Here is a 10,954-nt window from a genome sequence, read left to right on the forward strand (position 1 = left end):
TGATGCGTACGCGCACACCCTGGGCCAGACGCCGGCATCTCGGCAGCTGGTCCAAGCTCCTGGCCTCCACGGCCCTCGCCACCTCGGTGGCCATCACCGTCACCGGAAGCGGCGTCCAGCCGCTGGCCGGCGCCCAGAACATCGCGGCGGCCGACGAGCCGCCGGCCGGCTACGACCTGGACGCCGCGGCCAAGGTCCGCCAGGACCAGTGCAGGCTCGACTTCGTGCTGCGCAAGGGCGGCGACGAGATGAAGTCGGTCGCCCGGGGCGGTCTCAACGGCACCGACGCCGAGCTGGCCACCGCCGCCGACCCGCAGTACTGGCAGGGCACCGCGCTGTCCGCGGCGTACAAGAAGGACCACGACGCGGGTTCCGCGAAGATGGACGAGCTGTACGGACGCAACGACGTCTGGAAGCAGTCCCTCAACCAGGAGCCGCCGGCCGGTTACGCCACGGTCGCCGCCTTCCAGGACCCGCCGGGCATGCCCGGCGACAAGACGCCCTCGATCTTCGAGCAGACCGGCTACTCGGGCTGGATAGCCGACCAGTTCTGGACGTCCGAGGACGACTTCTACAAGGACCTCACCCCGCTGGCCAACCAGGCGTCCGCGGACGCGGTCACCGCGCTCGCCAAGGCCCGGTACTACCCGGAGACCAGCGCCAACTACGACGACCGCCGTGCGTTCGAGGACATGACGTTCATGCACGGCATGTACGCCGACGACGCGCGCATCGTGCTCCAGAACGGCGGCTTCCCGACCAGCGCGCCCGACCCGGACACCATGGAGTTCCGGGTCGACGTCGAGAACCTCAAGGCCCGCTTCGCCTCGTGCGCCAGCCAGAACCCGCCGGACCCGCACCACGTCCTCGGCCCGGAGCTGGTCACCGCGTCCATCGAGTGGCAGGCCGAACTCGCCGCGCAGAAGGGCCCGCGCGACACCATCCTGGCCGCCGAGGCGCAGGCCGACAAGGACCTCCAGGTCGCGACCCAGGCGATGGGCGAGTCCCTCGGCCAGTCGCTGATCGCGAGCCGGCTCGCCGACTGGCAGGCGTACTGGCTGAAGGCCGACCCGGCGAAGGCGGGGCTCTCGTACCCGAAGCCGGCCGACTTCGCCAAGGTCAAGGTTGACATCGCCAACGCCAGGGCGCGGGCCACCGGGCGGCTCTTCGTCGCCTCGCGTGCCGCCCTGGACGCCAAGGCGCAAGCCGCCGCGGTGGACACGGCGCAGCAGGCGGCGTACGCGATCGCCGACAAGGCGGGAACGCCGCGCGGGCGCGGTCTGCTGTACGGCCAGCAGGCCGCCCAGATCGCCAAGGCTTCGGCCGCCGCCGCGCTGGCCGCGGCCAAGGCCACCGAGACCGCGTCCAACGCGACGCGCGCCTCGGCCGCCGACAGCAAGACGCTCAACGCGCTGGCCATGACGCAGGCGCACGCCTCCAAGGCGGAGTTCCGCCGCAAGGCGGCCGAGGAGGCCGCGGCCCAGGCCAAGGCCGCAGCCGACGGCGCGGCCCTCCAGGCCAAGCTCGCGGCCGACAACGCCACCAAGGCCAAGGCCGCCCAGGCCAAGGCCGAGGCCGCCGAGTCCACCGCCAAGGACGCCGCCGCCGACGCCCACACCAAGCGCGCGACCGCCGAGGCCGAGCGCGACAAGGCCGCCGCCGAACGGGCCACCGCCGACAGCGAGCGGGCCAAGGCCGCCGACGCCGAGGCGCGGGCCCAGACCCAGCAGGCGGCCGCGAGCACCGCGCGGCAGAACGCCGAGACGGCGGGCGCCACCGCGAGCAGCAAGCGCGCCGACGCCGAGGCCGCCGAGCTGCGGGCGTACACCGCGCGCAACGACGCGGCGACCGCCGACCGCAACCGCGATGCCACCACCGCGCGGGCGAACGCCCTGGAGGCCGCCGCGGCCGCCGCCGAGGGCACCGCGGCCGCGGGCGAGACCCGGCAGGCGGCCACCGAGGCTCGTACCGCCGCCAACACGGCCACCACCGCGGCCACTTCGGCCCGTGCGGCAGCCAACGACGCGGGGGCCGCATCGCAGGCCGCCGACGCGGCCGCCACCCGGGCCGAAGGAGCGGCGGCCCGTTCCCAGGCGGCCGCGGACGATGCGGCGGCCGACGCCGCGACCACCCATGCCGCGGTGCAGAAGGCGCACGCGGCGGCCGCCGATGCCATTGAGGCGTCGGAGGCGGCGGCACAGAACGTCAAGAACGCCGAGGCGCTCGCCAAGGAGTCCGCCCAGCAGGCGGTCACCGCGCGGACCAACGCGACGGCCGCGCGCGTCGAGGCAACGGCCGCCGCGGCCACGGCAGTTCAGACCGCGGGCTTCGCCTATGCCACCGCCCAGGCGGCCACCGCCGCCCGCGACTCGGCCCTCCAGGTCGTCAAGCCGGCCAACGACGCCATCGAACTCGGCTCCCCCTACAAGGAGACCGACTCCTCAGCCGGTCTGGCCGTGCTGACCGGGCAGGCCGCCAAGACCGCCGCCCAGCAGCAGGAGGCCGTCGCCGGCGCCAAGGCCGACCAGGCGGCGAGGGCCGCCGTCGAAGCCAAGGCGCTCGCCGACAAGGCCGACGCCGACGCGAAGGCGGCGGCGACCGCGGCCGCCGCGGCCGCCGACTCCGCGGCCAGGGCCGCCGTGTCCGTGAAGGAGGCCAGAGCCTCCGCGGCCGAGGCGTCCGCGGCGGCCAAGGCGGCGCAGAAGGCCGAGGCCAATACCGTCGAGTACGACCGCCAGGCCAACGAGGACGCCCTGTTCGCGCAGCAGGCGGCCACCACCGCCGGAACGGACGCCACCGCGGCGCGGTCCTCGGCCACCGACGCGGAGCAGAGCGCGAGCGGCGCGCGGACCGCGGCGACGGCCGCCGAGAACGACGCGTCCAGCGCCCGTGCCACGGCGACCACCGCCGAAAACGACGCCACCGCCGCCGAGACGGCCGCGGCGAACGCCGACGCGGACGCCAAGGACGCGGACGCCTCGGCCGACCACGCGGAGGCGGAGCTCCGCGCGTTCCAGGAGCAGCAGCGCGCGGCGGAACTCGCCGCCAGCAAGGGCGACGGCGGCACCGGGAACGCCGGAGCCGATCTGACGGCCGACGAAGAGCAGGCACTGCGCCAGGAGTGCGGGCAGGCCTGTGTGGACGAGTTCCGCAAAGCGCTGGCCGACTCCAACAAGAGCGTCATCGACTGGGTGATCGAGAACGGCGGCCAGGTCCTCCTGGACGTCGTCGGCGTCACCGACGCCAAGCGCTGCTTCTCGTCCGGCGACGTGGAGAGCTGCCTGTGGACGCTGGTGAACGTCGCGAGCCTGGTCGCGGTGCTCGGCAAGATCCCGGCGGTCAGCAAGGCGATCGTCAGCATCTCGTCGGGCCTGTCCGACTTCTTCCGCTCGCTGCGGATCGCCGAGCAGACGGTGGAGCGGTTCCGGGCGCTGCTGCGGACCAAGATCGTGGTCAGTGCGCACATGGATTTCGGGCCGTACAAGGTCCTGTCCGCCGCGGGCGAGAACATCGTCAACCTCAAGCGGGCCATCGAGGCGGGCGGGTTCACCTGGAAGTTCAACACCGGGCACTCGTTCTACCGGGCGCACTCCGGTCCGCAGGTGCTCAACGACTTCCGGAAGACCAACCTGAATCCGGACGACGTCGAAAAGGCGATCATGAACGACGTCATGACGCACCTGGGTCAGGGCGGCAAGCTGCCCCGGCCCGGAGAGTTCGTGCCCGACCGGCTGACCCGGATCGGTGGCGTGGAGATCGGCTACAAGATCATTCAGGTCTCGGATGACATGCTCGCCATCGGTACCTACTGGCCGGGACCCTGAAAGGAGCTGCCCCATGCCGGACCTCATCGCGCTTGCGCGCGCCGTCGTCCCCGAGAACAAGACGGACGCCGACGCGGCGTTCGGGCTGCCGGAGATCGAGTTCGTGGAGGCGGTCACCTACGCCTCGGCCGACGAGATCGTCGACATGCTCCAAGTGCTCATCCAGGAGGACTGGATGGGGCTGCCGCCCTGGGCGCGCGGTCTCGCCCACCGGATCGCCTGCCTACAACGCCCCGGCGACGCGGCCCTGTTGCGGGCCGCCGCCCACGACCGGTCCGCCTTCTACCCGGACGGGGACGGCATCACGGCGTCCCTGCTGAGCGAGGCCGACCGGCTCGACCGCGGCGGGCCGGGCGCCTGACGTGACACGGCTGTGGCCCGCATCCCGCCCGGGATGCGGGCCGCAGTCGTCTCCGTCTCCGTCCGCGGACCGGGACGCGCTGACGGGCCGGTGCGTTCCATGAAGGGGGCGTGGCAAATTCCACGGACGGACGGGTCAATTCCGCGACAACTCCTGGGGTACGTTCACGGTCATGCGTCTTCCCATATCGCCGCAGGTCCGGCGCGCACTCGTGGCACTCACGGCAACCGCGGTCAGCGCGGGCGCGGCCGTCGGCCCTGCCGCGGCGAGCGGCCACTCAGCGAAGCCGCCGAAGTCGGCCGTGTCGGGGGCGCCCGGCGGCGAGGCCAAGAAGGAGCCGCCGGCGAGCATGTCGCAGCAGGGCGGCGCCCAGTTGGGCAAGCCGGGCGATCAAGTGGGCCCGGGAGCACCGGCGCTGCCGCCCGGCCTCTCCTCGCTGTCGTGGGTGGTGGCGGACGCCGACACCGGCCAGGTCCTCGGGGCGAAGAACGCGCACTGGCCGCTCCCCCCGGCCAGCACCCTCAAGATGCTCTTCGCGGACACGGTGCTGCCCGTGGTGCCGCACAACGCCAGCCGCAAGGTCAGCGACGAGGACCTCAAGGGGATGGGCGACGGCAGCAGCGCGGTCGGCATCGTGCCCGGCCAGACCTACCAGGCCCCCGATCTGTGGCGCGGGGTCTTCCTGCGCTCGGGCAACGACGCGGTGCACGTGCTTGCGGCGATGAACGGCGGCGTCCCCAAGACGGTCGCCGACATGCAGCAGCGCGCCAAGGACCTGGGCGCCGGGGACACGCACGTACTGAGCCCCGACGGCTACGACGCGCCCGGCCAGGTGTCCTCGGCGTACGACCTGACGCTGTTCCTGCGCCAGGGCCTGCGGAACAAGGACTTCAAGGAGTACTGCTCGACGGCCTCGGCGGACTTCCCCGGCGGCCCCAACACCAAGGGCAAGCCGTTCGGGATCTCCAACACCAACCGCCTGCTGTCGGGCATCGACGGGGTGGCCAGGTACCCGGGTCTGATAGGCGGCAAGAACGGCTACACCACGAACGCCGGCAACACCCTGGCCGAGGCGGCCCAACGTGACGGCCACACCATCCTGGTGACGGTGATGAACCCCCAGGAGAACAAGCACGACAAGGTGTACACCGAGATGCGCCAGCTCCTGGACTGGGGGTTCACGGCGGTCGGCAAGGCGAAGCCGGTCGGCACCCTGGACCCGGCCTCGCAGCGCCCCACGGGCGCCGTCGACGGCAGCACGGCAACCGGTGCGGGGTCCTCGTCCGACGCCGGCATCGGCGCGCTCGGCTGGACCGGCATCGGCGCCGCGGTGGTCGTCGCCGGCGGCGCTGGCGTGCTGGTTCTGAGCCGTCGCAAGAAGGCGAAGCACCAGAGCGACCCGGTCATCTGAGGAGCCGCCGCCCCGCCGCCCCGCCGGCCTGGGCAACCGGGCCGACGGGGCGCACCCGGCGGTGACCGGCGGTGGCAGAAACAGCCGTGGCCCGCACCCCCGTGAGGGTGCGGGCCACGGCTCAACTGCGGCTCCCGGATGGGTCTATGGGGGGTGGCCGGACTACTCCAGGTTGCCGTTGGTGACGTAGTTGTGCAGGCCGGGGACGGTCAGGGTGCCGCCGAACTGGCCTGCTTGACGGACCGTCACGTTCGTGAAGAAGGCGAAGGGGACGTTCAGCGGCGGCGGGGTGGCCGGGCTGAACGTGATCGGGATGAGGCCGAAGAGGTTGCCCTTCAGCTCCTCCGTGTACATCGTCACGGTGCCGTTGCGGATCGTGGAGGTCGAGCCGGAGCGGGCCTGCACGTGCGTGGTGGTGGGCGAGCCGCCCACCTCGGGCCCGTACACCAGCTGGTGGAGGTCCTTGATGTCCACGGACGAGGCGGTGAACTTGAGGACCTTCTTGGTCGTGTTACCCGCCTTGACCTCGACGATGCCCGCGTAGTTCAGACCGCTCAGCGTGAGCATCGAGCTCTTGAGGATCCACGGTTGGCTGGGCAGCGTCGGCACTCCGCTGTCCTGCTTGGCCGCGGCCAGCGCCTTCGGGTCGGCGGTCGGGCACGGGAAGGGCTGCTTGGCGCCATCGGGGATGGCGGTGTCCTTCTTCGGGTCCAACCCCTTTGCGGAGTCCGGGAGTTCGCTGACCTTCTGGCCCGCCTGGTCGGCCGCCTGCTTGATGGCTGTCGTGGTCTTGTCGACCGTCTTGTCCAACGCGGTGGCGGGCTTCTTGCTCGCGGTGGGCGCGGGCTTGGACGCGTCCGTCGCGGGCTTGGGCGTGGCCGTGCTCGCCGAAGGCTTCGGCGTCGCGGTCGACGCGCTCGGCGCCGGGCTCGGCGTGTCGTGAACGCCGAACAGACCCTTGAGCGCGTCACCCAGACCCAGCGGGTCCAGCGGGTTCGTCGTCTTGGCGGGCGTCGGCGTCGCGGCCTCCGCCGGAGCCGGGGCCGTGTCCGCACCCGTGGACGGCGCGCTCGACGGCTGCGTCGGCTTCAGCAGCTTGTCGACGGAGCCCGCGGCCGAACCCGAGGCCGTCGGCGTCGGCTCCTTCGGCTTCGACGCCTTGTCGTCCGGCGACGCCGCAGACGGGCTCGGCGACGCCTTGCCCGATGCGCTGCTCGACGGACTCGGCGAGGCCGAGGGGCTGTCGGAGCGCGTCACACACGGGCCGGGGGCGAACGGGATGTTCGACTTGTCGTCCGCCATCGCGAGCTTGGGCGTGAGGGTCATTCCGACCAGAACGGCCGTGGGCATGGCGGCCAGAGCCATCGCCTTGCCGGCGGGCATGTGCCACTTGGTCAGCAGTGACTTCCTCGGGGCCGCGTGACGCGGCCCGCTTCTTCCCCGCGGGTCGCCGCCTCCGGTCGAGTCCAGCTGCGTCTCGTCACCCCGCACTGTTCCTCCCGCCGTTGGCGTCAACTGTCGTTTCGTAGGCGGCCGTTGTGGGCTCCTGCGCGCGCGGGCCGGGCGCCGCGTCCCCCTCGGGAGCGGTTCCGTCCGGCGAACCGTCGACGGCCTGGGCCCGCTGGTCGCGACGCCGGGGCTTGGCAGGCACCCACGCCACGGCGAGCGCGCCGCCGAACATGGAGAGCAGGAAGCCGACGACGAAGCCGCCGATATTGGCGATGGGCAGGGAGATCAGCGCCAGCAGGATCGCCGCGATGCCCGCGAACGTCCGCACCACGTGGTGGAACCACATGGTCAGGCCCAGCGTGACCAGGAGTACGCCGATGATGAGCGAACCCGCGCCGGCCGTGGTCGACATGGCCAGCGTGACGTTGCCCAGGTGCATGTTGGCGTACGGGAAGTACATGATGGGCACGCCGCCCGCGATGGTCAGCAGGCCTGCCCAGAAGGGCCGGCGTCCCCGCCAGGCACGGAAGCCAAGCCGCATGCTCCGCAGGCGGTGCTCGGAGTCGGAGAAGTCGCGGGAACCCGTGGTCTCGGCGCTCATGGAAAACAGCTCCCTGGTACCGCTGTTGCACTCAGAAAAATTTGGGGGTCCCGGTGGCCGCTCAGCAGGCTCAGCGACCACCGGGGATCAGACCTAGTACTTGTTCCAGGCCGGGCACTCGTTGGCGCCCTTGGACAGGCTCAGGCTGAGGCCGGGGAGCTTGAACGAGCCCGCGGTGGTCGCCCACGCGTGCTGTTCGATGTTGTCCAGGACCGCACGGTCGGCTCGCTGTGCGAAGCCGTACGGGTTACCGCCCGGCGTCTTGCCGTCCGCGCCGGGCTGGATGACGACCCGCTCGCCGTTCTTGCCCGTCTTGCCCTCGCCCGCCGCCACACCGATGTCGAGGTTGGTGAAGGTGGCGTCGGTGGAGAGGTCGGACACGTCGAGATAGAGGTTGCTCGCCTCGATCTTCTGGTCGCCCTGACCGGCCTTGAGCGTCATCGTCACGTCGCCGAGGCCGAACGGCAGTGGCTGGACGACCGACTGGCACATCTTGCTGATGGTGGCTTCACTGAACCCGGAGACGACGACGGGATGTGCCGCCTTCGTGCCGTCGAGGTTGTTGCCGGTCGCCACGCTCCCGTACTGCAGGAGGTTCTTACCGTCCAGCTGCTGTGCCGTCACCTTGAAGTCGACACCGGACACGCTGAACGACGCCGCCAGCGCGCCCTGCGCGAGGCCGACGCCTATCGCGGCCGTGGCGGCCACGCTCGGCACCATGACCAGCGCGAACCGCTTCCATCTGGTCCCGCCACGTACTTGGGACTCCATGACTTTCCTCCTTCTCGGACGTACATCTCCGGGACGGACCCTCACGGGCTGCCACGGGATGGGAGAAGTGCTACGTCCTCGGGAAGGGGAGCGCACGGGAGGTCGATCGGGTACGACTTGCGCACTTCGTCCGACACCGGCGATCACCCCCGAGCGACAACCACTGGCCACGCGTTCGCGCAACCTACTGGACAGGCCCTGCCGGAGCAGAGACCCCCCTGTCCACGGCCGGTTCCACTGCCACCGGCCGGCCCGGTGGGGACCCAATGGGGCAACAGCGCCGAGTGGTTGTCGGGCTGGTGCGTTATTGGACCGAGCGTGGCCGATCGTGGTGCATTCGGAGCCGCGACACAAGGGGGGTCGTTACTAGCCAGTAACGGCCCGATAACCGAAGCGCGACCGGTCGGCATCGGCCGGGCACACAGGGTGCCGCCGAGTGACCGGACAGAAGGTGAAATCGCCGCCGAAAAGCGGACGTAAGATCCAGCTCAACTTACTGGAAGTAACAGCGGCCGCGTTTACCAAGTTTTGGCAAAACGCGGCCGCCTCTTGTCTCTCTGTCGCCAAATCGTCCGTCGCACACCGTGCATGACACTCGTTCGGTGACAGCTGGGTGAACACCCGAAGGCGTCCGGAGGACCGTTAGAAGAGCACCCTCGCCAGCGCCGTTCGCGCCGCCGTGACGCGCGGATCGTCGCCGCCGATCACCTCGAAGAGTTCGAGGAGGCGGACCCGGGCCGCGTCCCGGTCGTCACCGAACGTGCGCCGCACGGTCTCGATGAGCCGGCCGAAGGCGTCCTCGACGTGACCGCCGACCAGATCGAGGTCGGCCGCCGTGATCTGCGCCGCCACATCGGCGGGCTTCTCGGCGGCTTCCTTGCGGACCTTCAGGGGGTCGAGCCCCTGGACGCGCTGGAGCAGTTCGGCCTGCGCCAGACCGAGCTTGGCCTCCGGGTTGCCCGGATCGTCACTCAGTACGTTCCGGTACGCCTGGACCGCGCCGGGCAGATCGCCCGAGTCCAGGGCGACCACCGCGGCTTCGAGCAGAGCGTCGTACGGGCCGGCCGGCAGCGGAGCGTCGGCGGGCGCGGCCGCGGCGTCCTGGTCGACCGCGATGCCGGTCAGGCCGAAGCGCTCCTCGGCGACCTGCACCAACTGGTCGAGGGTCTCGCGGATCTGCGCCTCAGGGGCCGCGCCCTGGAAGAGCGGCAGCGCCTGACCGGCGACGACCGCGAAGACGGCCGGGATCCCCTGGATCCCGAACTGCTGCATCAGCATCTGGTTGGCGTCGACGTCGATCTTCGCAAGGAGGAAGCGGCCGTTGTACTCGACGGCGAGGCGTTCGAGCAGCGGGCCGAGCTGCTTGCAGGGCTCGCACCACTCGGCCCAGAAGTCGATGACGACCGGTACCTCGGTGGAGCGCTGGAGGATGTCGCGCTCGAAGGTGGCCTCGTCGGCGTCGAAGACGAGGGCGGACGGCGCGACGGCCGGGGTTCCCCCGTGCCGGGCGGACTCGGCTCGCGCCTGCTCCGCCTTGGCCTTGGCCTCGCCGGCCGCCTTCACCGCGGCGAGGTCGACGACGCCGCTCATGGACATGTTCCTAGGCTGCATGCGTACATCCTCCCCCTTCCGCGCACGAGTGTGGTGAACCGGTGGCAGGATCCGGGCCCGCCCGGTGCCTCCCGCCGGATTGCGAGGCACGGACAGGCCGCGGATCTTCGTTCTTGCGACACCCGGGTCCCCACCCCGGCGCCTGTGACACGTGGTTGTCGCGGAAGGCCGCTCAAGGCTTTCGCTACGAGTCGTAGCGTAACTGGTCCGGACCCCCGCGCACACGGTGATCTCGCCCACACGACGGGCCCCCTGGCGCGATTGCTACCGGCCGGTATGGTCGCCGTCATGCCTTCTTCAACCAGTGGCGGAACCCCGTCCTGTGCGACTCGTACGGGCCGGCCTCGCAGCGCCGAGGCCGACGCCGCGATCCTGCTGGCGACCCGGGAGGCGCTGGTGGACCTGGGCTGGTCGAAGTTGACGATGGGGGACGTGGCGACGCGGGCCGGGGTCGCCAAGACGACGCTGTACCGGCGCTGGGCCGGAAAGAACGAGCTCGTCGTGGACGCGGTCGCGGTCCTCTTCGACGAGCTCGAACTTCCCGATCTGGGCAGCCTGGTGGCCGATGTGGAGGGCGTCGTCCTCCAGTTCGCCGCGCTCCTGGAGCGCCCCGAGACGAAGACCGCGCTCATGGCGGTGGTGGCCGAGTCCACCCGGGACGAAGCGCTGCGCGGGCGGATCAGGTCGGCGATCGTCGACCGCCAGAAGCGGCTGGTTCTGATCGGCCGGGAGCGTGCGCAGGCCCGTGGGGAGCTCCCCTACGAATCCGACCCGGAGCTCTCCGCCCGCCACACCGACCTCATCTTCGATGTGGTGGCCGGGGCGGTGGTGCACCGGGCGCTGGTCAGCGCCGAGCCCGTGGACGAGGAGTGGGCCCGCGACTTCACCCTCCTCGTCTGCTCGGGCCTGGCCGCGACGGCCTGAGC

Annotated in this window: 8 protein-coding genes; 4 read left to right on the forward strand and 4 right to left on the reverse strand. The window is 71.4% G+C overall.

Annotated features, from left to right (window positions below; all coding sequences use genetic code 11):
• Positions 1-2: 2 nt before the first annotated feature.
• The 3 genes from OG522_RS12080 (at position 3) to OG522_RS12090 (ending at position 5,596) form a co-directional block, all read left to right on the forward strand.
• A complete protein-coding gene (locus OG522_RS12080) occupies positions 3-3,824 on the forward strand; it encodes a hypothetical protein (protein ID WP_329462967.1) in 3,822 nt (1,273 codons plus the stop codon).
• Between the two features lie 13 nt (positions 3,825-3,837).
• A complete protein-coding gene (locus OG522_RS12085) occupies positions 3,838-4,185 on the forward strand; it encodes a hypothetical protein (protein ID WP_329462968.1) in 348 nt (115 codons plus the stop codon).
• A 172-nt stretch (positions 4,186-4,357) separates the two neighbouring features.
• Positions 4,358-5,596, forward strand: coding sequence for a D-alanyl-D-alanine carboxypeptidase family protein (locus OG522_RS12090; protein WP_329462969.1), 1,239 nt, complete (start codon positions 4,358-4,360; stop codon positions 5,594-5,596).
• 162 nt (positions 5,597-5,758) lie between these two features.
• On the opposite strand, the gene OG522_RS12095 is transcribed toward OG522_RS12090, so the two are convergent.
• From OG522_RS12095 to OG522_RS12110, 4 genes are all read right to left on the reverse strand, one after another.
• Positions 5,759-7,087, reverse strand: a complete 1,329-nt coding sequence (locus OG522_RS12095; RefSeq protein WP_329462970.1) for a hypothetical protein — start codon at positions 7,085-7,087, stop codon at positions 5,759-5,761.
• A complete protein-coding gene (locus tag OG522_RS12100) occupies positions 7,077-7,646 on the reverse strand; it encodes a DUF6114 domain-containing protein (protein ID WP_329462971.1) in 570 nt (189 codons plus the stop codon). Before OG522_RS12100 ends, OG522_RS12095 begins: the two co-directional genes overlap by 11 nt.
• Positions 7,647-7,739: 93 nt before the next feature.
• A complete protein-coding gene (locus OG522_RS12105; RefSeq protein ID WP_329462972.1) occupies positions 7,740-8,417 on the reverse strand; it encodes a DUF6230 family protein in 678 nt (225 codons plus the stop codon).
• A 642-nt stretch (positions 8,418-9,059) separates the two neighbouring features.
• A complete protein-coding gene (locus tag OG522_RS12110; RefSeq protein WP_329462973.1) occupies positions 9,060-10,028 on the reverse strand; it encodes a tetratricopeptide repeat protein in 969 nt (322 codons plus the stop codon).
• 288 nt (positions 10,029-10,316) lie between these two features.
• On the opposite strand from OG522_RS12110, the gene OG522_RS12115 reads away from it, so the two are divergent.
• On the forward strand, positions 10,317-10,952 hold the full coding sequence (locus tag OG522_RS12115; RefSeq protein WP_329462974.1) for a TetR/AcrR family transcriptional regulator: 636 nt from the start codon (positions 10,317-10,319) through the stop codon (positions 10,950-10,952).
• The last annotated feature ends 2 nt before the right edge of the window (positions 10,953-10,954 follow it).

This window comes from Streptomyces sp. NBC_01431, assembly GCF_036231355.1.
Taxonomy (GTDB): Bacteria; Actinomycetota; Actinomycetes; order Streptomycetales; family Streptomycetaceae; genus Streptomyces.